This window comes from Phyllobacterium sp. 21LDTY02-6, assembly GCF_023554255.2.
In the GTDB taxonomy this organism is placed as follows: Bacteria; Pseudomonadota; Alphaproteobacteria; order Rhizobiales; family Rhizobiaceae; genus Phyllobacterium.
Genome location: NZ_JAMJWD020000002.1, coordinates 701,438 through 724,970 on the forward strand (window position 1 = coordinate 701,438; position 23,533 = coordinate 724,970).

A 23,533-nucleotide genomic window follows, 5' to 3' on the forward strand; every position below is an offset into this window, starting at 1 on the left:
CTCCCTGTTTTAGAGAATGACGCGATAAAGCCGATGGTGACGAGACAGAAATGCCAGCAGAGGTGCGGGCTGGCGGCATGCTAAACCGTCAGGCGGGAAATTGCCATGGCGCGATGTCAAACTTTGGTGATGAAGGCGCCGTTCAATTGTGCGCGCCGAGGCTGGTGCGCGTGAACTGCCATTCGATCTCCGGCCTGTTGGCGGCATTGACCGAGAGCGTTATCTGGCGGGTTTTCACCGGACCGCGGAACCCGGCGAAGAACAGCGAATCCTCGATGAAGGGCTGCACGGTGGAGGAAAACATCCAGACATCGTCGTTTTCCACCTGCAGGATGATCAGGCCGTGATCGTCGATCGATACGCTGACGGCGGGATGGAGATGAAACCGGATGACGATTTCCTCCGCGCCCGTCTGCCGCAACGGGTTGCGCCCGGCGGCGAAGAAGCTGTCGATGCCCTCGATGACGCTGCCATTGTGCGAAAGCACGATCTGGCGCTCGTGGAATATGCCGAAGGGGCGGACATAGCCATTGTGATTGGCGACGAAGCCGACGGCGCCCTCGCGCTCGATACGCTCCACATTGACCTTGGTCGGACCGGCGATGATCGGCGTGCCGATCATGGTGGCGAGGCCGGATGTCGTGCTGAAGCGGCAGGAGGAAGTGTCGTTCACGGTGGCGGTCGAATGCGCCGCGGTGGAGCGCGCCAGTGGCCTGAACTCTTCGGGGCCGTAGCGATCGACCCCGGCATTGACGATATAGCGGTTCCGGCCGGACGACATCTCGAATGACAGGCAGCCCGCATGCGCATCGCGCGACGCGGTGACGGGCGGAGCGAGGCCGGTATCGGCGATGATGGTGGTCGAATCCATCGACAGGCGCTCATAGCCGGAATGGGCCGCATGGACCAGCGGCAGTCCGCCGATGTCGTCATGGCGCAGCACGGCGATGACGCGTTCCGGCATGGTGGCGCCGACGCCGTTGAAAAGCGCCAGGTTTCCATCATGGTGGCGGAAAAATCGCAGGGCGGGCAGCATCCGCTCGATGGCCTCGATCAGCGCTTTCGGCGGTGGCTCGTTGCCGCTGGCATAGGTCTGCCGCAGCGGAAGCAGATCGGCGAGCAATTCGAGAATGGCCAGGGGATTGCGGGAAATATGCCCGCCATCGGGCAATATCTGCCTTGTCAGCTCGATTTCGAGGTTGCGGCGGGCCGAGCGGCTTGTGCTGGCGGCGACGGGAAGGGCAAGCGCGGCCAATGCGAGGGCAATGCGCGCGCGCAGCTTTTCCTCGCCATCGTCCATGACCGCCGCCATGGTGCGCAGATAGCGTACCTGCACGGCCAGCGAACGCATGAAGCGGCGATAGGAGCGCAGATCGGTGCCGGCGAGGATGAGGTTCGAGTGCTGCAGCCACGCTATGATGCGCTGCGCGGTGATTTCCGGCGCCCAGGCCACGCCGCCGATGGAGCGGCCATGCGTTATGATCCAGTCCCCGACCAGGGCGCGTGCATTCGCCGTCGCGAGTTCGGTGCCCGCCGCCCGCAAATGCCGCAGCCAGCCGAAATTGTGCAAGGCCGCCTGCCATGCGGCGTTCGGCGGTTCGACGAGGAAGGGCGACTTGCCGCCGGTCTCGACGACCCGGCCTGCCAGCGCGAATCGGCCATGGTAGAACTCTTCCGCCAGTTGCGGATCGGCGGGGCGGAGATCTTGCGGCGCTATCAGCACGCGTTCCGGCGTGAATCCGGTGAAACGCCAGCGATAGAGCGGGCCCATCCGCACGCGCCGGCGAAAGCGCCGCCACAGTTGCGCTGTGGCCAATCCCCACAATTGCGGTGTTTCGCTCAGAGCGACCATATCAATATTGCTTCATTTTCGTCGACAGGACGCATTTATGCGGCCGATTTGGTTAAGACTTTAGTATTTCCGACGAAAGCGTGCGGCGAAGAAGCCGTCCATGCCCGAAAAAGCGGCATCGTCATGGCGAAGATCGGCCGGCGTCGATCGCACGAAACCTTCCGCCGTGATGAGTTCGGACAGGCCGCCGACCTCCTCTGCCGTCACCGGTACATGCTCGATCGCCGGATTGGCGGCGAGGAGGTTGCGCGCCACATCCTCTCCTTCGAGCGGAGACAGCGAACAATTGGAAAATACGATGATGCCGCCCGGCCGAACGAGGGTAACCGCGTGGCCCAGAAGCTGGGCCTGCAGCTTCGCCAGCTTGACGACGTCGTCGGCCGTCTTCGTCCACGGAACGTCGGGATGGCGGCGCACCGTGCCGGTGGACGAGCAGGGAGCGTCGAGCAACACGCCGTCGAGCAGCTCCGCCGGCCGGTAGTCGAGGAGATTGCTTTCCACCGTGTCGGCGCTCAGGCCGAGCCTGTCGAGGTTCGACCGCAGCCGCTTGAGCCGGTTGGCGGAAAGGTCGAGCGCGGTCACATGCGCGCCGGCGTAAGCGAGCTGGGCTGTCTTGCCGCCCGGCGCGGCGCACAGATCGGCGATGCGCTTGCCTTCCATGTCGCCAAACAGCCTGGCCGGAAGGCTGGCGGCGGTGTCCTGCACCCACCATTCGCCCTCGGCAAAGCCGTCGAGCGCCGTGAGCGAACCCTGGAACACCGGAAGCCGGACCGAGCCTGTCGGCAGGGCCATGCCACCCAGTCTTTGCGCAAGGGCCTCGCTGTCGCCCTTGACGGTCAGGTCTATCGGCGGCTCGACGCGCTGGATCTCGATAATGGCGGCGGCCTTGTCCGCGCCATAGGCATCGACCAGCATGCGCTCGAACCATTGCGGCACGTTCGGGGCGGAAGTGTTCGCACCGAGAACCTCCTTCTCCCGCGACAGGCGGCGGAGCACCGCATTGACCATCGAGGCGAAGCGGCGGTTGCGCGGGTCGAAATTGGAGGCGGTGACGGCGAGGTCCACGGCGGCACGGTCGGGAACGTCGAGATAGAGGATCTGCGCCGCCGCCACATGCAGCAGCTGGCGCAGCCCGACGGCATTTTCGGGCAGCGGGCGATCCACCATGGCGGCGAGAGCGGCTTCGATCGTGCCGCGATTGCGCAGGGCGGCGCCGAGGATCGCCCGCACCAGCGACCTGTCGCGCTCCTCGAGCGCCATATATTGCGGATGACCATTGCCATTGTCAGTCAGCCCGTCGAGCGATGTGTGCTTTTCGATCACTGCGCCGAGAAGGCGAGCGGCGCATTGGCGCGCGGCCAGGCCCGGGCGATCCTCTGCGCCTGCATTCTCTCTCGACGAAAACGAACTGCGCTTGCTGCGATGCTGCTGCCTCATGCCCACGGGCCTTTGCGCCCGCCGCCGTCGCGCCCCCAGGGTGAGGGGCCGTCATCGGTCGCGTCGGGCGCAGGCGCTGCCGGCTGCGCGGGAGCCTGGCGGAATTCGGCGGCCATGGCCTGCAGCGCGGCGATGCGGTTCTCCGTGCTTGGATGCGTCGAAAAGAGATTGTCGGCGCCGCGACCGCTCAGGGGATTGATGATGAAGAGATGCGCCGATGCCGGATTGCGCTCCGCATCCTCGTTGACGATCTGGCCGGCGCCCCTTGCGATCTTGTTGAGCGCCGAGGCGAGCCACATGGGATTGCCGCAGATTTCCGCGCCGCGCCGGTCCGCGGCATATTCCCGGGTCCTGCTGACGGCCATCTGCACCAGCATGGCGGCGAAGGGGGCGACGATCATGGCGACAAGGATGCCGATGAAGCCGAGGGGATTGTTGTTTTCGCGGTTGCCGCCGAAGAACATGGCGAAATTGCCGAGCATCGATATGGCGCCGGCCAGCGTGGCGGTGATCGTCATCGTCAACGTATCGCGGTGCTCGACATGGGCGAGCTCATGGGCCATGACCGCCGCGACTTCCTGCGGGCTCAGCCTTTGCAAAAGGCCGGTGCTGGCGGCAACGGCGGCATTCTGCGGATTGCGGCCGGTCGCGAAAGCATTGGGCTGGTCGTTCTGTATGAGGTAGACCCGCGGCATGGGCAGGTTCGCCCGCGCGGCGAGATCGCGTACGATCGAATAATATTCCGGCGCGTTGCGCTCGTCCACTTCCACGGCATGGTGCATGCGCAGCACCATCTTGTCGGAATTCCAATAACTGAAAATGTTCATGCCGGCCGCGATCACCAGCGCGATCATCATGCCGCTTGAACCGCCGATCAGAAAGCCCACTCCCATGAACAGAGCTGTCATGAAGGCAATCAGCATCGCTGTGCGCATCACATTCATGGCATAAATCCTTCTATCGCAGTTGAACTCACGGACAAATCGTTCCTTTTAATGTTGGTCCTGCGGTATATGATGGTGCTTCAGGTCGCAAGGTTCAATGAAGAGTATAGCATGAGTGCAACCAAACCAGATGATGCCCGGACAGGAGAAGCTGGCGCAGGAGAAGCCGAGAAAGGCAGATCTTTCGACAGGCTGCCGCCGGCTGCGCAACGTGCCCTGCGGGAAGCCGAGGCCAGGCGGGCGCGCGGCGAGGGCGAGGAGCCGGCCCGCCCGCGCGAGATCGGCGGCCGCGGCGGCAAGGACCCGGCCCGGTTCGGAGACTGGGAAATCAAGGGCCGGACGATCGATTTCTAGCCCATTTTTCTCTAGCCTGATCGATATGGCCGCAGCTCAGATGCTGCGCCTCAGCCAGCGCCCAAGCAGCAGGAACGACGCCGCGGCGAGGCCGCAAACCAGTCCGAGCCAGATGCCGGCGCCTTCCATCCCGAGCCAGAACCCGAACAGCAGCGATAGCGGCAGGCCGATGCCCCAATAGGCGATGGCCGCATAGATCATCGGCACCGTCGTATCGTGCAGGCCCCGCAGCATGCCGCTGGCGACTGCCTGTGCGCCGTCGAATATCTGGAACAGGGCGGCAAAGGCGAGGAAGCTGACCGCGAGCGCGACGACATCGGCATTGGCCGGATCATGGATGTCGATGAAGGCGCGGATCAGCGTGTGCGGCACGAGGATCATCAGCAGGGCGGTGATCACCATGAAACCGGTGCCGGCGGAGAACGCCACCCAGCCGGCGCGCTTGATGCCGTCGCTGTCCTGCGCCCCGAAGGCGCGGCCGACGCGGACGGTCGCGGCCTGGCCGACGCCCATGGGCACCATGAAGCTGATCGCGGCGATCTGGATGGCGATCGCATGGGCGGCAAGCGGATGCGGGCCGATCAGGCCCATGAGGAAGGCAGCGGCGTTGAAGATCGTCACTTCGAAGCTGAGGATGGCCGAAATCGGCAGGCCGAGCCGCAACAGCTGGAAATAGCGGTGCCAGTCGGCGCGCCAGAAACGGCCGAAGAGGCGATAGCGCCGGAACTTCTTGTCCACGACGATGACGATGACGAGGCCGGCGAACAGCATGAAGGACGACAATGTCGTCGCGATGCCCGAACCGACGACGCCGAGCCTGGGAAAGCCGAAATTGCCGAAGATCAGGCACCAGTTCGCGAGCGCATTGAAGCCCACTGCGAGAATGCCGATGACCAGCGCCCAGCCGGGACGCTCCAGCGCGGCGATGAACGACCGCAATATGATGTAGAAGTAGAAGGGCAGCACCGCCCATTGCAGCGCGCGGACATAGGTGCCGGCCTGTTCGGCAAGCGCCGGGTCCTGTCCCAGGGCGCGCAGGATCGGCGCGGCGTTCCACAGAAGCAGCCAGATCGGGACTGATATCGTGACGGCGATCCACAGACCCTGCCGGACGGTGCGGCGCAGTTCGCGCACGGTGAAGCGGTTGCGTCCGAGCTCGCGCGCCATCATCGGCGTCGTCGCATGCATGAGGCCAAGGCCGAAGATCATCGGCACATAATAGAGGTTGGTGCCGAGCGCCCCGGCCGCCAGCGCATCGGAGCCGATCCAGCCCAGCATCATCACGTCGGTCGCGGTCATGGCGACCTGGGCAAGATTCGTCAGGATCATAGGCCAGCCGAGCCGGAGCATCGCGACTATTTCATCGCGCCAAACCCGCCGCGACACGGCATCTTGAGCACTGAGCGAAACCATTTCTGAAACTTCCGAGGGCCTGCCTAACGAAAAGGCAATTTGCACTGATTAGAGGCATTGCCTCCTATCATTGATTCGACCGGGAAGCAAAGGGCTACAAAGGCCATCGGGGGCTTGCCATCGGGGGCTTGCCATCCGGGGCGCCATGGGGCCCCGGGGGAAGTCGCCGGGGGAAGTCGACGAGGGAAGTCGAGAAACGGAAAGGGCCACCCCGAAGGGTGGCCCCGCAATTCCGTCTGGCACAAAGCAGTCTTTGGCCTTGCCCGGCAGAACCGGGCTGCTCACTCAAAGGAGAGACGATCCCCGATGGAAAGCATCAGACGCCTTGTGGCCGTTAGCGAAATCACGAGACATCGGATCACCTCCTTTTCGTTCGTTGAACACGATCTTAGAATGGTGCCATCCTGCCCGGGTTTCAAGGGAAAATATGCAAGCCGGCTCGCGGCGGCTTGCAAATCGGCGACTCCCGCCATAAAGCGGGTCCGATTGTCGCCGTTGAATTAATGGATTTTCACAAAGAGCACTCGCGCGGTGTTTGGAGGCAGGAATGGCAGCTGAGCACAGGGCAGCACGTATAATCCGTACGGCAGTGGATGTTATCCAGCCGCAATTCCCAGTTGAGTTGTGGGATGGCACGCGCCTCGGCGAGGATACGGACGGCGTGCGTTTCGTCGTGAACGACCCATCGGTCGTCAGGCAATTGGCGCTGCGGCCCAATATCGGAACGGTCGTCGAATTGTGGGTGTCCGGCCAGATCGACGTGCGCAACGGCACCTTGTTCGATCTCGTCGAGCGCGGTCCCAAGGGCAAGCTGAAGCACAGGCTGGACAAATTGCCGAAGTGGCAATTGCTCAAGGACATACCGGCGCTTCTCCTTGCCCGCGGCAAGAGCGCGGCTTCCGGCCTCGGCGGCAAGGACCCTTTCGTCAGCGGTTCGAACAAGGAGGCGATCACGCATCATTACGATGTGTCGAATGCCTTCTATCAGCTCTTCCTCGACGAGCGCATGGTCTATACCTGCGCGTATTTCACCGACTGGAACAACAGTATCGACCAGGCCCAGGCCGACAAGCTGGAGCTGATCTGCCGCAAGCTGCGCCTGAAGCCGGGCGAGCGCCTGCTGGATATCGGCTGCGGCTGGGGAGCGATGCTGATCTACGCCGCCAAGCATTATGGCGTCGTCGGGACCGGCGTCTCGCTTTCCGAAGCGCAGACTGCTCTCGCCCGCGAGCGCATCAAGGCGGAAGGCCTCGAGGACAAGATCACTATCCACGTGAAGTCCTATGAGGAACTGGAAGGCCAGTTCGACAAGATCTCGTCGATAGGCATGTTCGAGGCCGTCGGCATCGCCCATTACGACACGTATTTCTCCAGCGTGCGCCGGCTGCTGAAGCCGGGCGGTCTCTATCTCCATCACGCCATCACCCGGCGCATGAAGCGCAACAAGAAGATGTTCAGCCGCAAGAGCGCCGAGCATCTCGCGCTGGTGAAATACATCTTTCCGGGCGGCGAGCTCGACCATCTCGGCATGACGATCGAAAATCTGGAAGGCCATGGCTTCGAGGTTCATGACGCCGAGAACCTGCGCGAGCATTACGGCAAGACCTGCCGCATCTGGGCGGACCGGCTCCATGCGCGCATGGACGAGGCGATCCGCGAAGTCGGCGCGCCCAAGGCCCGTCTCTGGCTGCTTTACCTGACCGGCTGCGCCCTTGCCTTCGAGCGCGGCACCGTCCAGATCAACCAGACCCTGGCTTCGAAGCGCAAGCGCGGCATTTCAGCCGTGCCGCAGACGCGGGCGGATCTTTATCGCTGAGTGAAAAGCGCCGCGTGCCGGTAAGGCACACGGCTCTCTGGCGCGGTCAGCCCCGCTTGTTCTGGCGATTGGCGATGAGATCGTCGACGACTGCCGGATCGGCGAGGGTCGAGGTGTCGCCGAGCGCACCGAAATCGTCTTCCGCGATCTTGCGCAATATGCGCCGCATGATCTTGCCGGAGCGGGTCTTCGGCAGGCCGGGCGCGAATTGTATCTTGTCCGGCGTGGCGATGGGGCCGATCTCCTTGCGCACATGGGTGACGAGTTCCTTGCGCAGATCGTCATTGCCTTCCAGCCCGGCCATCAGGGTGACATAGCAATAGATGCCCTGGCCCTTGAGGTCGTGCGGATAGCCGACCACCGCCGCCTCCGACACCGTATCATGCGATACGAGCGCCGATTCGACCTCGGCGGTTCCCATGCGGTGGCCCGAGACGTTCAGCACGTCATCGACGCGGCCGGTGATCCAGTAATATCCGTCCTTGTCGCGGCGGCAGCCGTCGCCGGTGAAGTACTTGCCCTTGTAGGTGGAGAAGTAGGTTTCGACGAAGCGCTTGTGGTCGCCATAGACGGTGCGCATCTGGCCCGGCCAGGAATCGACGATGCACAGATTGCCGTCCGCGGCTCCCTCCAAGACATCGCCCTCATTGTCGACCAGCTGCGGCTGGACGCCGAAGAAGGGCCGCGTGGCCGAACCAGGCTTGAGCGCGGTCGCGCCCGGCAGCGGCGTGATCAGGATGCCGCCGGTTTCGGTCTGCCACCAGGTATCGACAATGGGCGAACGCTTGTCGCCGACGACCTGGTAGTACCATTCCCAGGCCTCGGGATTGATCGGCTCGCCGACGGAGCCGAGGACGCGCAGGGATTTGCGCGAGGTCTTCTTCACCGGTTCGTCGCCGGCGCTCATCAGGGCGCGGATTGCCGTCGGCGCCGTGTAGAAGATATTGACCTTGTGCTTGTCGATGACTTCCCAGAACCGCGAAACGGAGGGGTAGTTCGGCACGCCCTCGAACATCAGCGTCGTCGCGCCATTGGCGAGCGGCCCGTAGACGATATAGGAATGGCCGGTGACCCAGCCCACATCGGCCGTGCACCAGTAGATATCGCCGTCCTGATAGTCGAAGACGTATTGATGCGTCATCGAGACATAGACGAGATAGCCGGCGGTCGTATGCAGGACGCCCTTGGGCTTTCCCGTCGAGCCGGACGTGTAGAGGATGAAAAGCGGGTCTTCCGCCTTCATCTTTTCCGGCTTGCAGTCGGGTTTAACCGTGCCGATCTCCTCGTGATACCAGAGATCGCGGCCATTGGCCCAGGTGGTCTTGCCGCCGGTGCGGCGCACCACGAGCACGTTCTTCACCATGACGTGGTGCTTGGCGGCGATATCGATCGCCTTGTCGGTATTGTCCTTGAGCGGGATCGGCTTGCCGCCGCGCAGTCCCTCGTCGGCGGTTATGACGAAGGTGGATTCGCAATCGATGATGCGGCCGGCCAGCGCATCGGGCGAGAAACCGCCGAAGACCACGGAATGAACCGCGCCGATACGGGCGCAGGCGAGCATGGCATAGGAGGCTTCCGGGATCATCGGCATGTAGATCGTCACCCGGTCGCCCTTCTTGACGCCATGCTTCTTCATGACATTGGCGAGACGGCAGACCTGCTCATGGAGCTCGTTATAGGTGATCTTCTTGTCGATATAGGGATTGTCGCCTTCCCAGATGATCGCCACCTGGTCGCCGCGCTTCTTCAGGTGGCGGTCGATGCAATTATAGGAGACGTTGGTGACGCCGTCCTCATACCATTTGATGGAGACCTTGCCGGTGAAGGAAGTGTTCTTGACCTTGGTGTAGGGCTTGAACCAGTCGATCCGCTTGCCATGCTTGCCCCAGAACTTCTCCGGGTCCTTGACGCTCTGCTTGTACCAGCTGAGATAGGTATCATTGTCGATGAGCGCGTTTTTCTTCGCGCCGGCAAGCACGGGATAAACCTTCTCGGACATTCATTTCCTCCAACGATGCTGCGGGCCTCCACCCGGAAATCCTTTACCGCGGAAGGCATGGCACCGCGGAAGGCCTGGGTTCATTATCACCAAGCAATTCACCGCGTAAATACGCCAAATGGTGGCAGGCGCTTCCCCGGCGTCGCAGTTTTGCGACATCCGGCGGCAAAAACTCAGGCGCGGCTGCCGAAAATCGCCGACCCGACGCGTACCGACGTCGCGCCGAAGCCGATCGCGGTCTCGTAGTCGCCGGACATGCCCATGGAGAGTTTCGCAATGCCGGCCTCGCGCGCGATCTTGCGCAGAAGCGCGAAATGCGGCCCCGGATTCTCGTCCGCCGGCGGAATGCACATCAGGCCCTCGATCGCCAGTTTGTGGACGTCGCGGCAGCGCTTGACGAAGGCGACGGCCTGTTCCGGCTCTATTCCCGCCTTCTGCGGCTCCTTGCCGGTATTCACCTGCACATAGAGCCGCGGAAATCTGTTCTGCCTCGCCATTTCGGCAGCGAGCACGGCGGCGATCTTTTCGCGGTCGACCGTCTCGATCACGTCGAACAGGGCAACTGCCTCGGCCGCCTTGTTGGATTGCAGCGGGCCGATGAGATGGAGCTCGATATCCTCATAATCGCTGCGCAGTCCGGGCCATTTCGACTGCGCTTCCTGGACGCGGTTCTCGCCGAAAATTCGCTGCCCGGCCTCGAGGACAGGGCGGATCTCGTCGGCGGCGAAGGTCTTCGACACCGCAACCAGCGTCACCGGATCATCGCCCCTGTCCGCCTGCGCGACAGCCGCATCGATGGCGGAGCGAACGGAAAAAAGTTGTTCAACAGCGGTCGACATGGCAGCTTCTCATCCTATTTATCCGTTTGGAGCGGATTTTCGCCCGCTCGCCCAATATCCGGTGGTTGACCCTATCGCCAATACGTGGTGAAGGTCCGCCGACACATTCCTTTCCTTTGCAAGAGAATCCCGTTCATGGCAACCGAACGTTACAATCCGCGTGTAGCCGAGAAGCACTGGCAGAAGGCATGGCAGGACGCCAAGCTCTTCGAGACCAGCAATGACGACCCGCGCGATCCCTATTACGTGCTGGAAATGTTTCCCTATCCCTCCGGCCGCATCCATATGGGCCATGTGCGCAATTATGCCCTCGGCGATGTCGTTGCCCGCTACAAGCGCGCCAAGGGTTTCAATGTCCTGCACCCGATGGGGTGGGATGCCTTCGGCATGCCGGCGGAGAATGCCGCCATGCAGAACAAGGTCCACCCCAAGCAGTGGACGTACCAGAACATCGAATCCATGCGCAGCCAGCTCAAGTCCATGGGGCTGTCGCTGGACTGGTCGCGCGAATTCGCCACCTGCGACGTCGAATATTACCACCGCCAGCAGATGCTTTTCCTCGACTTCGTGGAAAAAGGGCTGGTGACGCGCAAATCCTCGAAGGTCAACTGGGACCCCGAGGACATGACGGTGCTTGCCAACGAGCAGGTGATCGATGGCCGCGGCTGGCGCTCGGGAGCGCTGGTGGAGCAGCGCGAGCTGACGCAATGGTTCTTCCGCATCACCGATTTCAGCGACGAACTGCTGGAAGCGCTGGATGGCCTCGAGCAATGGCCGGACAAGGTGCGCCTGATGCAGCGCAACTGGATCGGCAAGTCCGAGGGCATGCTGATCCGCTGGGCGCTGGATAGCGCATCGGCCAAGGATGGCACCAGCGAGATCGAGGTCTATACGACGAGGCCGGACACGCTGTTCGGCGCGTCGTTCCTGGCGATCGCGGCCGATCACCCCCTGGCGAAGAAGGCGGCCGAGACCAACGACGCCCTGGCGCAGTTCAACGAGGAATGCCGGCGCGCGGGAACGTCCGTCGCGGCGCTGGAAACCGCCGAGAAGAAGGGTTTCGACACCGGCCTCCGCGTCGTGCATCCGCTGGACGACAGCTGGTCGCTGCCGGTCTATGTCGCCAATTTCGTGTTGATGGAATATGGCACCGGCGCCATTTTCGGCTGCCCCTCCGGCGACCAGCGCGACCTCGATTTCGCCAATAAATACGGCCTGCCGGTGGTTCCGGTGGTGATGCCGAAGGAGGCGGATGCCGCGACATTCCAGATCACCGATACGGCCTATGTCGACGACGGCGTGATGATCAATTCGCGCTTCCTCGACGGCATGACGCCGGCGGAGGCATTCGAGGCGGTGGCGGAGCGCCTGGAGAAGCAGTCCATCGATGGCCGCCCGCAAGGCGAGCGCAAGGTGAACTTCCGCCTGCGCGACTGGGGCATCTCGCGCCAGCGCTATTGGGGCTGCCCGATCCCGATGATCCATTGCGACGATTGCGGCGTCGTCCCGGTGCCGAAGGCTGACCTGCCGGTCAAGCTGCCGGACGATGTCGAGTTCGACCGCCCCGGCAATCCGCTCGACAGGCACCCGACCTGGCGCAACGTGCCTTGCCCGAATTGCGGCAAGCCGGCGCGCCGCGAGACGGACACGATGGATACGTTCGTGGATTCGTCCTGGTATTTCGCCCGCTTCACGGCTCCGTGGGAAAACGATCCCACCGACCCGCGTGCCGCCAATCACTGGCTGCCGGTCGACCAGTATATCGGCGGCATCGAACACGCGATCCTGCATCTGCTCTATTCGCGCTTCTTCACCCGGGCGATGAAGATCGCCGGGCATCTCGATGTCAGCGAGCCGTTCAAGGGCCTGTTCACGCAGGGCATGGTCGTGCACGAAACCTACCGGCACGATGGCGCCTGGGTCACGCCGGCCGAAGTCCGCCTCGAGGAGATCGACGGCAAGCGCCGCGCCGTGCTGATTTCGTCGGGCGACGAGGTCGAGATCGGCGCCATCGAAAAGATGTCGAAGTCGAAGAAGAACGTCGTCGATCCGGATGACATCATCGCATCCTACGGCGCCGATACGGCGCGCTGGTTCGTGCTGTCGGATTCTCCGCCCGAACGCGACGTGATCTGGACCGAAGCCGGCGCCGAGGGCGCGCATCGCTTCGTCCAGCGCGTATGGCGCCTGATCTCGGAGGCGGCGGATGCGCTGCGCTCGGTCGAGCCCGTGGCGGCCGGCGAAGGCGAGGCACTGCAGGTTTCGAAAGCCGCGCACAAGGCGGTCAAGCTCGTTGGCGAGGATATCGAGAAGCTGGGCTTCAACAAGGCCGTGGCCCGCCTCTATGAGCTCGTCAACCTGCTCTCCGGCCCGTTGCAGAAGATCGCCGCCGGCGAGGCGGACCCGGCGCTGATCGGCGCCTGCCGCGAGGCGACCTCCATGCTGGTGACGATGATCGCTCCGATGATGCCGCATCTGGCGGAGGAATGCTGGAAGGTTCTCGGCGGCGAGGGCTTCGTCGCCCAGCAGCCCTGGCCGGCCCATAGGGAAGAGCTGATCGTCGAGAACGACATCACGCTGCCCGTGCAGATCAATGGCAAGAAGCGCGGGGATTTGACAATTGCCCGCGATGCGGATCAATTGACCGTCGAGAAGGCTGCCCTGGCTCTGGATTTCGTCCAGGCTGCACTCAACGGCAATCCACCGAAGAAAGTCATCATCGTACCGCAGAGGATCGTCAATGTCGTTGCCTGATTACCGGTCGCGGGTCCTGTCCGCAAAGCGCTTCCTGTCCCTTGGCGTCGTCGGACTGTCGCTGATCGCGGCCGGCTGCCAGGTGCGCCCGCTCTATTCGGAGGCGGCGCCGGCGATCGGCAGCGGCGGCGCAAGCGGCAGCGTGCGTTCCAAGCTCAGCACCGTGGCGATCAACCAGCCCGGCGACCGCGTTACGCAGGAAGTGCGCAACCATCTGATCTTCCTCTTCGCCGGAGGCGCAGGCCAGCCGGCAAGCCCGGCCTACAATCTGCAGATGGTCGTATATGCGCGCGATCTTTCGCTGGCGCTCGTCCAGAACGCCATCAACGACAAGTCGGGCCAGCCGACCGCCGGTTCGATCCGCATGACCGGCAATTACGTGCTGACGCGCGTTTCGGACGGCCAGGTGGTGGGCAGGGGTACGCGCATCGTCACGGCCGATTACGACGCGCCGCGCCAGCGTTTCGCCGTTGTCAGGGCACAGCGCGACGCAAACAACCGCGCTGCCCGCGAACTGGCCGAAGCGCTCAATCTGAGCGTCGCCCAGGATCTCGCCAAGTTCTGATCGCCGGCCGGAGGGGCGGCGGCTCTTCCCGTTCCGGCCCAATGACTCTTCCCGTTCCGGCCCAATGAAAAGGGCGCCCGCTGCGATGCAACGGGCGCCTTTTTTTCGACTTCGGATCGGGTCAGGCGATGGACTGGCCGGTCTTCGCCCAATCGGCGAGGAACGATTCCAGACCCTTGTCCGTCAGCGGGTGCTTGACGAGCGCGCGCAGCGTTGCCGGCGGCACCGTTGCGACGTCGGCGCCGATGAGCGCTGCTTCCTTCACATGGTTGACGGTACGGATCGAGGCGGCGAGGATCTCCGTCTTGAAATCGTAATTGTCGTAGATCGTACGGATTTCGGAGATCAGCTCCATGCCGTTGACGCCCATGTCGTCGATGCGGCCGATGAACGGCGAAATGAACGTCGCGCCGGCCTTTGCCGCCAGCAGGGCCTGCGGGGCCGAGAAGCAGAGGGTGACGTTGGTCTTGTGGCCGTCGGAGGTGAGGGCCTTGCAGGCCTTCAGCCCGTCCAGCGTCAGCGGCAGCTTGATGCAGATATTGTCTGCAATCTTGGCCAGAACCGCGGCTTCCTTCATCATCTGATCATATTCCGTCGCCGTGACTTCGGCCGAAACGGGGCCCTTCACGATGTCACAAATCTCCTTCGTGACTTCCAGGATGCTGCGGCCCGATTTCAGGATCAGCGAAGGATTCGTGGTAACGCCGTCGAGCAGGCCGAGGTCGTTGAGCTCGCGGATGTCCTTGACATCGGCAGTGTCGACAAAAAACTTCATCGTAGCAGTCCTTCCTAGTATGACAGGTGGCCTATGACGAGAGACGTGGGGCGTCTCCCGAAAATTGGCTTTTCTTTAGCGGAAAGCTGCGCCAAGGTCACGCATATATGACCGAGGATTCGTCCATTCCGCAAAAAATAGTTCCAGTGCTCGTGCCTTTGCCGGCCGAGCGTCCATATAGTTATGTCGTGCCGGCGGGGATGGACGTCAAGGCGGGCTCCATCGTTCGTGTGCCGCTGGGGCCGCGCGAGGTGGCGGGCATCGTCACGGAAGGCGGCACCGACAAGGTCGATGCCAAGAAACTGCGGCCGATATCCGCATTGTTCGATTGCCCGCCGGTGGATGCCGGCATGCTGCGCTTCATGCAATGGGCGGCGGACTACACCATTTCGCCGCCTGGAATGGTGGCGCGCATGGTGCTGCGCGTGCCGGCGGCCTTCGATCCTGAACCGCCCGGGCCGGGCTTGCGCTTCGCGGGCGGCAGCCCGGACCGCATCACCGGTGCGCGGTCGCGCGTGCTGGAGATGGCGGCGGAAGGCATGGCCTGGACGCGCACCGGCCTCGCCCACGCCGCCGGCGTCTCGGCGACGGTGGTGGACGGCCTCGTCGCGCAGGGACTATTCGAAACGGTGATGATACCGCCGCGCCCGGTGGTGGCGACGCCCGATCCGGCCTATGCCGAGCCGACCCTGACCTTCGACCAGGCGCAGGCGGCCGAAAAGCTCGTCGAAGCCGTCGCGGCCGGCGGTTTCTCCGTGTCGCTGCTCGACGGCGTGACCGGATCGGGCAAGACGGAAGTCTATTTCGAGGCCATAGCCAAGGCGGTGGAGCAGGGCAGGCAGGTGCTCATCCTCCTGCCGGAAATCGCGCTCACGCAGCAGTTCCTGGACCGGTTCCACGACCGTTTCGGCTCGCGGCCGGCGGAGTGGCATTCGGAACTTGCGCCCCGAATGCGCGAGCGTGTGTGGCGGCAGGTCATGGAGGGCCAGGTGCGCGTCGTCGCGGGTGCGCGCTCGGCGCTGTTCCTGCCATTCAGGGAACTCGGGCTCGTCGTCGTCGACGAGGAGCACGATCCTGCCTACAAGCAGGAGGACCGCGTTTTCTACAATGCGCGCGACATGGCGGTGGTGCGCGGCCATATCGGCCAGTTCCCGGTCATTCTCGCCTCGGCGACGCCGTCGATCGAAAGCCAGGTCAACGCCAACCAGGGCCGCTACAGCCGGATAAGGCTCAGCGGCCGCTATGCCGAGGCGGCGATGCCCGACCTGAAGACGATCGACATGCGCCGGTCGCCGCCGCGCCCGGGCGGGTTCCTCTCGCCGGCACTGGTAGAGTCGGTCGAGGCGACGCTGAAGCGCGGCGAGCAATCGCTGCTGTTCCTCAACCGGCGCGGCTATGCGCCATTGACCCTTTGCCGCGTCTGCGGGCACCGGTTCCAATGCCCCAGCTGTTCGAGCTGGCTGGTGGAGCATCGCTTCCGCGGGCAACTCGTCTGCCATCAATGCGGACATCACGAAGCGCGGCCGGAAGCCTGCCCGTCCTGCGGCACGCTCGATCATCTCGTCGCCTGCGGCCCGGGCGTCGAGCGCATCGCCGAGGAAGCCGAGAAATCCTTTCCCGAGGCGCGCATCATCGTCCTTTCGTCGGACCTGATGGGGGTCAAGCGATTGCGGCTGGAACTCGATGCCATCGCCCGGGGCGATGCCGATATCGTCATCGGCACGCAACTCGTCGCCAAGGGGCACAATTTCCCCAACATGACGCTGGTCGGCGTGGTCGATGCCGATCTCGGACTTGCCAATGGCGACCCGCGCGCGGCGGAGCGCACGTTTCAATTGCTCAACCAGGTCACCGGCCGCGCCGGCCGTACCGGCAAGAAGAGCCTCGGCCTGCTCCAGACCTACCAGCCGGACCATCCCGTCATGCGGGCCATCGTCTCCGGCGATGCGAAGACGTTCTACGAGCGGGAGATTGAGGAGCGCGAACGTTCCGGCCTGCCGCCCTATGGCCGGCTTGCGGCGCTGATCATATCGGCGCCGACGCGGCAGGAGGCGGAGAGCCACGCCCGCGCGCTGCGCCGCGCCGCCCCCGCTTCGCCGCAGATCGCGGTGCTGGGCCCGGCGGAGGCGCCGCTCGCGCTCATCAGGGGGCGCCACCGGTTCAGGCTGCTCGTCCATGCGGACCGCAAGGCGGATATCCAGGGCTTCATCCGGGCGATGCTGCAGGCCGGGCCAAAAGAGCGTGGATCATTGCGTGTCCAAGTTGATGTCGATCCGCAAAACTTTCTATAAGCAAGTAGCAGGAACTCAGTCGGGGGACGAATATCATGGAACTCTATTGGCCATCGAGCCAGGGCGAATGGCTGGCCTTCCTGTCGGCGGCGGTGACGGTGCTGCTCGGCCTGTTCGCCTTTCTTGCGCCTCGCCTCGCCATGCGCGCCCTGCGGCTGCAGACGGTGCCCGCCCATCCGGAAGCGGTGTCGGCGCTGCGCGGACCGCTCGCCGGGTTCTATGTCGGGCTCGGTTTCAGCGCCCTGATATTCGCGCAGCCCTTCCTCTGGATCGCCCTCGGCGTCGCCTGGGCCTTCACCGTGTTCGGCAGGCTGATCTCGATGATGTCGGATCGCGGCAACACCCTTTATAACTGGGTCTACGTGATCCTGGAACTCGCGCTTGCAGCGGGGCCGCTGCTCTTCGCTTTCGGTTTCGTGGCGTAACGCCGTCACATTCCTGAATCGTTCGCTCATATTACGCAGGTTGCGGCAATGCGCACCGCCATTTTCGGGGATTCGCTTGTTGCGAGTCCAGTGTTCCTATGCTAGACGGCATTCAAATCTCGTCGGGGGCGGCTCTTGAGTTATGTTCTTGGCGGAAAAATAATCAATAACGCCAAAGATTTGACCGTTTCTATCCTTCGGTTTGCAGATTTTTGGCTCCAACACAGAGAGCTTGTCGTTCGTGGCAGAAACTTCGTCGCTCATTTCCGGTGTTGCCCAGCGTTATGCAGGCTCGTTGTTCGACCTCGCGCTGGAGGCAAAATCCATCCCGCAAGTGGAAAAGGATCTCGGCAGGTTCGAGGCTCTTGTCGATGGCAGCGCCGAATTGAAGCGTCTCATTGCCAGCCCGGTATTCTCATCCGGTGATCAGGTGAAGGCGGTCTCCGCCATCCTCACCAAGGCCGGCATCGGCGGCCTCGTCGGCAATTTCCTGCGCGTGGTCGCGCAAAATCGCCGCCTGTTCGCAGTGCCGGCAATGATCCGGTCTTTCCGTCAAATCGCAGTCGCGCATCGCGGCGAAGTTGCCGCCGACGTCATTTCGGCGCATGCACTCACCGCTGCGCAGCAGACAGAACTGAAGGCGGCGCTCAAGGGCGTGGCCGGCAAGGACGTGACAATCAATGTCACTGTTGATCCGTCGATTCTCGGTGGTCTCATCGTCAAGTTGGGTTCCCGCCAGATCGACACTTCACTTCGCACAAAACTTTCTTCGCTTAAGCTTGCACTGAAAGAGGTCGGCTGATGGACATCCGCGCCGCGGAAATTTCCGCAATCCTGAAAGAGCAAATCAAGAACTTCGGCCAGGAGGCGGAAGTCTCCGAGGTCGGGCAGGTTCTGTCCGTCGGTGACGGTATCGCTCGCGTATATGGTCTGGACAATGTTCAGGCCGGTGAAATGGTCGAGTTCCCGGGTGGTACCCGCGGCATGGCTCTCAACCTCGAGAGCGACAATGTCGGCGTGGTTATCTTCGGCTCCGACCGTGACATCAAGGAAGGCGACACGGTCAAGCGCACCGGCGCCATCGTCGACGTCCCCGTCGGCAAGGAGCTGCTCGGCCGCGTTGTCGACGCCCTCGGCAATCCGATCGACGGCAAGGGCCCGATCAAGGCAACCCAGCGTTCGCGCGTCGACGTCAAGGCTCCCGGCATCATCCCGCGCAAGTCGGTGCACGAGCCGATGTCGACCGGCCTCAAGGCCATCGACGCCCTGATCCCGGTCGGCCGTGGACAGCGCGAGCTCGTGATCGGCGATCGCCAGACCGGCAAGACCGCCATCATCCTCGACACGTTCCTCAACCAGAAGCCGGCCCATGATGCCGGCAACGAGAACGACAAGCTGTATTGCGTCTATGTCGCCATCGGCCAGAAGCGTTCGACGGTTGCCCAGTTCGTGAAGATCCTCGAAGAGCGCGGCGCCCTCGAATATTCGATCGTCATTGCCGCGACCGCTTCCGATCCTGCTCCGATGCAGTATCTGGCGCCATTCGCCGGCTGCGCGATGGGCGAGTATTTCCGCGACAATGGCATGCACGCGCTGATCGCCTATGACGATCTTTCCAAGCAGGCCGTTGCCTATCGCCAGATGTCGCTGCTGCTGCGCCGCCCGCCGGGCCGCGAAGCCTATCCCGGCGACGTGTTCTATCTGCATTCCCGTCTGCTGGAGCGCTCTGCAAAGCTCAACGACGAAAATGGCGCAGGTTCGCTGACGGCGCTGCCGGTCATCGAGACCCAGGCCAACGACGTTTCCGCCTATATTCCGACCAACGTGATTTCGATCACCGACGGCCAGATCTTCCTCGAGACGAACCTGTTCTACCAGGGTATCCGTCCGGCCGTTAACGTCGGCCTGTCGGTTTCCCGCGTCGGTTCCTCGGCGCAGATCAAGGCGATGAAGCAGGTTGCCGGTTCCATCAAGGGTGAGCTTTCGCAGTATCGCGAAATGGCGGCCTTTGCCCAGTTCGGTTCCGATCTCGATGCCTCGACGCAGCGCCTGCTCAATCGCGGTGCGCGTCTGACGGAGCTGCTGAAGCAGCCGCAGTTCTCGCCGCTGAAGACGGAAGAGCAGGTCGCGGTGATTTTCGCCGGTGTCAACGGCTATCTCGACAAGCTGGCCGTCAGCGACGTGGGCAAGTTCGAGCAGGGCCTGCTGACCTGGCTGCGCACGGAGAGCAAGGATGTTCTCCAGGCGATCGCCAAGGACAAGCAGATCAGCGACGACACCAAGGGCAAGCTCAAGGCGGCAATCGACGCCTTTGCCAAGTCCTTCGCTTAACCACTGACGGGATGAACGGATGCCTTCGTTAAAGGATCTGAGAAACCGGATCGCCTCGGTCAAGGCGACGCAGAAGATCACCAAGGCGATGCAGATGGTCGCCGCGGCGAAGCTGCGTCGTGCCCAGGAAGCTGCGGAAGCCGCACGCCCCTATTCGCAGCGCATGGCTGCGGTTCTGGCGAATATCGCTTCCAACGTGGATGGTGACGATGCGCCCGCACTGATGAGCGGAACCGGCAGGGACGATGTGCATCTGCTCGTCGTCTGCACGTCCGAGCGCGGCCTTTGCGGCGGTTTCAACGCGCAGATTGCGCGTCTGGCCCGCGAACATGCGCGCCGGCTGCTCGCCGATGGCAAGACGGTGAAGATCATCACCGTCGGCAAGAAGGGCGCCGACATACTGCGCCGCGATCTCGGCAAGCACATCATCGATCACGTCAATCTGCGTGAGGTAAAGCAGGTCGGCTTTACCAATGCGGATGAGATCGGACGCAAGATCATCGGTCTGTACAATGAAGGCGCCTTCGACGTCGCGACATTGTTCTACTCCGAGTTCAAGTCGGTGATTTCCCAGATACCGACCGCCCAGCAGCTCATACCGGCGAACTCCATCAACGATGCCGAGCCGGAAACAGCGGGCGATGCAGTTTATGAATATGAGCCGGATCCGGCTGCCATTCTCGGCGATCTGATCCCGCGCAATATTTCCGTCCAGGTTTTCCGCGCTCTCCTTGAAAACGCGGCATCGGAACAGGGTGCGCGCATGTCCGCCATGGACAACGCAACCCGCAATGCCGGTGACATGATCAGCAAGCTGACAATGTCGTACAACCGCCAGCGTCAGGCCCAGATCACCAAAGAACTGATTGAAATCATTTCGGGCGCGGAAGCGCTCTAATCGCGAAGGTAAGGATCGATGGCAAAAGCAGCGACCCCGAAAACACCCGCAGCCGCAACGGCTGCAGCAGCCAAGCCTGCAAAGGCAGCTGCGCCCAAGGCGGCGGCCGCCAAGACCGAAGCCGCTGCAAAGCCGGTCAAGGCTGCCGCGAAGACTGCGCCCAAGGCTGCAGCGAAGCCGGCCGCCAAAACGACAGCTGCCAAGACGACGGCTGCTCCAAAGGCAACGTTGAAGGCCAATGGCGTCTCCGGCCGTATCAGCCAGGTCATCGGCGCTGTTGTCGACGTGACCTTCGAGGGCGGTGTTCTGCCGAAGATCCTCAACGCTCTGGAAACCGACAATCTCGGCAACCGCCTGGTTCTCGAGGTCGCGCAGCATCTCGGCGAGAACACGGTCCGCACCATCGCCATGGACTCGACCGAAGGTCTGGTTCGCGGCCAGGTCGTTTATGATACGGGCTCCGCGATCATGGTTCCGGTCGGACCGGAAACGCTCGGCCGCATCATGAACGTTATCGGTGAGCCGGTTGACGAAGCCGGCCCGATCAAGACGACATTGACCCGCGCGATCCACCAGCCTGCTCCGGAATATGTGGAGCAGTCGACGGAAGCGCAGATCCTGGTAACCGGCATCAAGGTTATCGATCTTCTCGCGCCCTATGCACGCGGCGGCAAGATCGGCCTGTTCGGCGGTGCCGGCGTCGGCAAGACAGTTCTGATCATGGAACTGATCAACAACGTCGCCAAGGCGCATGGTGGTTACTCGGTGTTCGCGGGTGTCGGTGAACGTACGCGCGAAGGCAATGACCTCTATCACGAGATGATCGAGTCCGGCGTGAACAAGGAAGGCGGCGGCGAAGGCTCCAAGGCCGCACTCGTCTACGGCCAGATGAACGAGCCGCCAGGTGCCCGTGCCCGCGTCGCCCTCTCGGGCCTGACGGTTGCGGAACATTTCCGCGATGAAGGTCAGGACGTTCTGTTCTTCGTCGACAATATTTTCCGCTTCACCCAGGCGGGTTCGGAATTGTCGGCATTGCTTGGCCGTATTCCTTCGGCCGTGGGCTATCAGCCGACGCTCGCAACCGACATGGGCGCGATGCAGGAACGCATCACCACGACCCACAAGGGTTCGATCACTTCGGTTCAGGCCATTTACGTGCCCGCCGACGATTTGACCGATCCGGCGCCAGCGACCTCGTTCGCCCATCTTGACGCCACGACCAACCTGAACCGTGCGATTTCCGAGAAGGGTATTTACCCGGCTGTGGATCCGCTCGACTCCACCTCGCGCATGCTCGATCCGATCATCGTCGGCGAAGAGCACTACCAGGTTGCGCGTCAGGTCCAGTCGATCCTGCAGCGCTACAAGTCGCTCCAGGACATCATCGCCATCCTTGGCATGGACGAGCTGTCGGAAGAAGACAAGATTGCCGTGGCGCGTGCCCGCAAGATCGAGCGCTTCCTGTCGCAGCCGTTCTTCGTTGCCGAAATCTTCACCGGTTCGCCGGGCAAGCTGGTCGATCTCGCCGATACGATCAAGGGCTTCAAGGGCCTTTGCAACGGCGATTACGATCATCTGCCGGAAGCCGCCTTCTACATGGTCGGCTCGATCGACGAGGCCATCGAGAAGGCACAGCGTCTGGCTGCCGAAGCGGCCTGATGAGGTTTCGATAGCGGCTGATGTTTTCAGCCGCTATCCGCTGCCGAATTGCAGTTCCAGGACAGGTTTCACCGCCTGCTCCCGGAACTGCCTGAATTGATCAGGTTACGATCACAGGAACTGAGTGAATATCATGGCTGAAGCCTTCAAGTTCGAACTCGTATCGCCAGAACGCCTGCTGCTTTCCGCGCAGGTTTCCGAAGTCGTGATTCCGGGTACGGAAGGTTACATGACGGTGCTCGCCCATCACGCTCCGCTGATGGCGACGGTCAAGCCGGGCGTCGTTTCGGTCAAGACAGCCGATGGCAAGCCGGATAATTACGTCGTGTTTGGCGGCTTCGTCGACATCACGCCGGATGGTTGCACCTTGCTGGCGGAATCGGCGGTACACGTCACCGATATAAAGGCTGACGAATTGCAGCGGCGTATCCAGGATGCCCGCGAGGATTTCGAGGACGCGACGACGCGTGAGGCCAAGGCCAGAGCCGAAGACCTTCTCGGCCAGCTGATGACCTTGCAGGAAGCGATCAAGACAGCCTGATCGCGCGGCGCATATCCAATTGGAAAAGCAGGCTCCAGGCCTGCTTTTTTGTTGTTCGGATGGCCGCTTCCATCGGCCATTCTCCCTGTGACCTCATGCAACCAGATGGCGGAATACGGCCACGACCTCCTCATAGACCTTGCGCTTGAACGGCACGATCAGGTTCGGGAGCTCGGCCATCGGCTTCCACTCCCAGGAGTCGAATTCGGCGGTGTGGCCGCCGGGTGGCGGGTTGATAGCAATCTCGCTCTCGTCGCCCTCGAAGCGGTAGGCGAACCATTTCTGTGTCTGGCCGCGATATTTGCCCTTCAGCGCCACGCCGACGAGCTGCGGCGGCAGGTCGTAATTGATCCAGTCCGGCGCTTCGGCGAGGAGCTTGACCGAGCGCATGCCGGTTTCTTCGTAAAGTTCGCGCAGCGCGGCGGGTTCCGGCTCTTCGCCGGGGTCGATACCGCCTTGCGGCATCTGCCAGAGCTGCGCCGCGCCGTCCATCTCGTCGTTCGGAATGATGATGCGGTGTCCCGCCCAGACCAGCCCATCCCGGTTGAGCACCATTATCCCGACGCAGGGGCGATAGGGCAGAGATGCGGGGTCAACCATCTTGGCCATCTTGGCTCTCTTGTTCATCATTCACTCCGGA

At 62.8% G+C, this 23,533-nt stretch carries 19 protein-coding genes; 11 read left to right on the plus strand and 8 right to left on the minus strand.

Annotated elements, in window-relative coordinates:
• Positions 1-142 precede the first annotated feature (142 nt).
• Genes M8997_RS09705 through htpX form a run of 3 tightly spaced genes read right to left on the minus strand, consistent with a single transcriptional unit; the run spans position 143 to position 4,233 of the window.
• Complete coding sequence (locus M8997_RS09705; RefSeq protein WP_250016762.1) at positions 143-1,852, minus strand: heparinase II/III family protein; 1,710 nt, start codon at positions 1,850-1,852, stop codon at positions 143-145.
• 60 nt (positions 1,853-1,912) lie between these two features.
• Positions 1,913-3,289 carry an RsmB/NOP family class I SAM-dependent RNA methyltransferase gene (locus tag M8997_RS09710; RefSeq protein ID WP_250016764.1) on the minus strand — a complete coding sequence of 459 codons (1,377 nt, stop codon included), beginning with the start codon at positions 3,287-3,289 and terminating at the stop codon, positions 1,913-1,915.
• A complete protein-coding gene (gene htpX, locus M8997_RS09715; protein WP_250016766.1) occupies positions 3,286-4,233 on the minus strand; it encodes a zinc metalloprotease HtpX in 948 nt (315 codons plus the stop codon). The genes M8997_RS09710 and htpX overlap by 4 nt, the downstream gene beginning before the upstream one ends.
• A gap of 111 nt (positions 4,234-4,344) precedes the next feature.
• Between htpX and M8997_RS09720 the strand changes: the two genes are divergently transcribed.
• Positions 4,345-4,587 carry a DUF1674 domain-containing protein gene (locus M8997_RS09720; protein WP_250016769.1) on the plus strand — a complete coding sequence of 81 codons (243 nt, stop codon included), beginning with the start codon at positions 4,345-4,347 and terminating at the stop codon, positions 4,585-4,587.
• Between the two features lie 36 nt (positions 4,588-4,623).
• Here M8997_RS09720 and M8997_RS09725 read toward each other — a convergent pair whose 3' ends face one another.
• Complete coding sequence (locus M8997_RS09725; protein ID WP_250016780.1) at positions 4,624-6,000, minus strand: MATE family efflux transporter; 1,377 nt, start codon at positions 5,998-6,000, stop codon at positions 4,624-4,626.
• 547 nt (positions 6,001-6,547) lie between these two features.
• Here M8997_RS09725 and M8997_RS09730 point away from each other — a divergent pair.
• Complete coding sequence (locus M8997_RS09730) at positions 6,548-7,816, plus strand: cyclopropane-fatty-acyl-phospholipid synthase family protein (RefSeq protein WP_250016782.1); 1,269 nt, start codon at positions 6,548-6,550, stop codon at positions 7,814-7,816.
• Positions 7,817-7,862: 46 nt separating this feature from the next.
• On the opposite strand, the gene acs is transcribed toward M8997_RS09730, so the two are convergent.
• Positions 7,863-9,815, minus strand: a complete 1,953-nt coding sequence (gene acs, locus M8997_RS09735; RefSeq protein WP_250016784.1) for an acetate--CoA ligase — start codon at positions 9,813-9,815, stop codon at positions 7,863-7,865.
• A gap of 173 nt (positions 9,816-9,988) precedes the next feature.
• Positions 9,989-10,654 carry a YggS family pyridoxal phosphate-dependent enzyme gene (locus tag M8997_RS09740; RefSeq protein ID WP_250016786.1) on the minus strand — a complete coding sequence of 222 codons (666 nt, stop codon included), beginning with the start codon at positions 10,652-10,654 and terminating at the stop codon, positions 9,989-9,991.
• A 135-nt stretch (positions 10,655-10,789) separates the two neighbouring features.
• Between M8997_RS09740 and leuS the strand changes: the two genes are divergently transcribed.
• A complete protein-coding gene (leuS, locus tag M8997_RS09745) occupies positions 10,790-13,408 on the plus strand; it encodes a leucine--tRNA ligase (protein WP_250016789.1) in 2,619 nt (872 codons plus the stop codon).
• Positions 13,395-13,973: an LPS assembly lipoprotein LptE gene (lptE, locus tag M8997_RS09750; RefSeq protein ID WP_250016792.1), complete on the plus strand. Its 579-nt coding sequence runs from the start codon at positions 13,395-13,397 to the stop codon at positions 13,971-13,973. The genes leuS and lptE overlap by 14 nt, the downstream gene beginning before the upstream one ends.
• A 121-nt stretch (positions 13,974-14,094) precedes the next feature.
• On the opposite strand, the gene fsa is transcribed toward lptE, so the two are convergent.
• The gene (fsa, locus tag M8997_RS09755; RefSeq protein ID WP_250016794.1) at positions 14,095-14,748 is read right to left on the minus strand and encodes a fructose-6-phosphate aldolase; all 654 of its coding nucleotides are present in this window, start codon (positions 14,746-14,748) and stop codon (positions 14,095-14,097) included.
• Between the two features lie 107 nt (positions 14,749-14,855).
• Between fsa and M8997_RS09760 the strand changes: the two genes are divergently transcribed.
• From M8997_RS09760 to M8997_RS09790, 7 genes are all read left to right on the plus strand, one after another.
• On the plus strand, positions 14,856-17,039 hold the full coding sequence (locus M8997_RS09760; protein ID WP_250016796.1) for a primosomal protein N': 2,184 nt from the start codon (positions 14,856-14,858) through the stop codon (positions 17,037-17,039).
• A 35-nt stretch (positions 17,040-17,074) separates the two neighbouring features.
• Positions 17,075-17,464 (plus strand): DUF4345 family protein, encoded by a 390-nt coding sequence (locus M8997_RS09765; RefSeq protein WP_250016799.1) that lies wholly within the window; start codon positions 17,075-17,077, stop codon positions 17,462-17,464.
• A 241-nt stretch (positions 17,465-17,705) separates the two neighbouring features.
• A complete protein-coding gene (locus M8997_RS09770) occupies positions 17,706-18,266 on the plus strand; it encodes a F0F1 ATP synthase subunit delta (protein ID WP_250016801.1) in 561 nt (186 codons plus the stop codon).
• Complete coding sequence (gene atpA / locus M8997_RS09775; RefSeq protein WP_250016803.1) at positions 18,266-19,795, plus strand: F0F1 ATP synthase subunit alpha; 1,530 nt, start codon at positions 18,266-18,268, stop codon at positions 19,793-19,795. The genes M8997_RS09770 and atpA overlap by 1 nt, the downstream gene beginning before the upstream one ends.
• 19 nt (positions 19,796-19,814) lie before the next feature.
• Positions 19,815-20,693 carry a F0F1 ATP synthase subunit gamma gene (locus M8997_RS09780; protein WP_250016806.1) on the plus strand — a complete coding sequence of 293 codons (879 nt, stop codon included), beginning with the start codon at positions 19,815-19,817 and terminating at the stop codon, positions 20,691-20,693.
• Between the two features lie 18 nt (positions 20,694-20,711).
• Positions 20,712-22,352: a F0F1 ATP synthase subunit beta gene (atpD, locus tag M8997_RS09785; RefSeq protein ID WP_250016808.1), complete on the plus strand. Its 1,641-nt coding sequence runs from the start codon at positions 20,712-20,714 to the stop codon at positions 22,350-22,352.
• Between the two features lie 133 nt (positions 22,353-22,485).
• Positions 22,486-22,893, plus strand: coding sequence for a F0F1 ATP synthase subunit epsilon (locus M8997_RS09790; RefSeq protein WP_250016811.1), 408 nt, complete (start codon positions 22,486-22,488; stop codon positions 22,891-22,893).
• A gap of 93 nt (positions 22,894-22,986) precedes the next feature.
• Here M8997_RS09790 and M8997_RS09795 read toward each other — a convergent pair whose 3' ends face one another.
• Positions 22,987-23,520 carry an RNA pyrophosphohydrolase gene (locus M8997_RS09795; RefSeq protein WP_250016813.1) on the minus strand — a complete coding sequence of 178 codons (534 nt, stop codon included), beginning with the start codon at positions 23,518-23,520 and terminating at the stop codon, positions 22,987-22,989.
• Positions 23,521-23,533 lie beyond the last annotated feature (13 nt).

What these genes read in the sequence shown, in the direction of transcription:
- M8997_RS09705 (WP_250016762.1), bottom strand. Translation starts at nt 1,852, where the DNA reads ATGGTCGCTCTGAGCGAAACACCGCAATTGTGGGGATTGGCCACAGCG.
- M8997_RS09710 (WP_250016764.1), bottom strand. Translation starts at nt 3,289, where the DNA reads ATGAGGCAGCAGCATCGCAGCAAGCGCAGTTCGTTTTCGTCGAGAGAG.
- htpX (WP_250016766.1), bottom strand. Translation starts at nt 4,233, where the DNA reads ATGAATGTGATGCGCACAGCGATGCTGATTGCCTTCATGACAGCTCTG.
- M8997_RS09720 (WP_250016769.1), top strand. Translation starts at nt 4,345, where the DNA reads ATGAGTGCAACCAAACCAGATGATGCCCGGACAGGAGAAGCTGGCGCA.
- M8997_RS09725 (WP_250016780.1), bottom strand. Translation starts at nt 6,000, where the DNA reads ATGGTTTCGCTCAGTGCTCAAGATGCCGTGTCGCGGCGGGTTTGGCGC.
- M8997_RS09730 (WP_250016782.1), top strand. Translation starts at nt 6,548, where the DNA reads ATGGCAGCTGAGCACAGGGCAGCACGTATAATCCGTACGGCAGTGGAT.
- acs (WP_250016784.1), bottom strand. Translation starts at nt 9,815, where the DNA reads ATGTCCGAGAAGGTTTATCCCGTGCTTGCCGGCGCGAAGAAAAACGCG.
- M8997_RS09740 (WP_250016786.1), bottom strand. Translation starts at nt 10,654, where the DNA reads ATGTCGACCGCTGTTGAACAACTTTTTTCCGTTCGCTCCGCCATCGAT.
- leuS (WP_250016789.1), top strand. Translation starts at nt 10,790, where the DNA reads ATGGCAACCGAACGTTACAATCCGCGTGTAGCCGAGAAGCACTGGCAG.
- lptE (WP_250016792.1), top strand. Translation starts at nt 13,395, where the DNA reads ATGTCGTTGCCTGATTACCGGTCGCGGGTCCTGTCCGCAAAGCGCTTC.
- fsa (WP_250016794.1), bottom strand. Translation starts at nt 14,748, where the DNA reads ATGAAGTTTTTTGTCGACACTGCCGATGTCAAGGACATCCGCGAGCTC.
- M8997_RS09760 (WP_250016796.1), top strand. Translation starts at nt 14,856, where the DNA reads ATGACCGAGGATTCGTCCATTCCGCAAAAAATAGTTCCAGTGCTCGTG.
- M8997_RS09765 (WP_250016799.1), top strand. Translation starts at nt 17,075, where the DNA reads ATGGAACTCTATTGGCCATCGAGCCAGGGCGAATGGCTGGCCTTCCTG.
- atpA (WP_250016803.1), top strand. Translation starts at nt 18,266, where the DNA reads ATGGACATCCGCGCCGCGGAAATTTCCGCAATCCTGAAAGAGCAAATC.
- M8997_RS09780 (WP_250016806.1), top strand. Translation starts at nt 19,815, where the DNA reads ATGCCTTCGTTAAAGGATCTGAGAAACCGGATCGCCTCGGTCAAGGCG.
- atpD (WP_250016808.1), top strand. Translation starts at nt 20,712, where the DNA reads ATGGCAAAAGCAGCGACCCCGAAAACACCCGCAGCCGCAACGGCTGCA.
- M8997_RS09790 (WP_250016811.1), top strand. Translation starts at nt 22,486, where the DNA reads ATGGCTGAAGCCTTCAAGTTCGAACTCGTATCGCCAGAACGCCTGCTG.
- M8997_RS09795 (WP_250016813.1), bottom strand. Translation starts at nt 23,520, where the DNA reads ATGAACAAGAGAGCCAAGATGGCCAAGATGGTTGACCCCGCATCTCTG.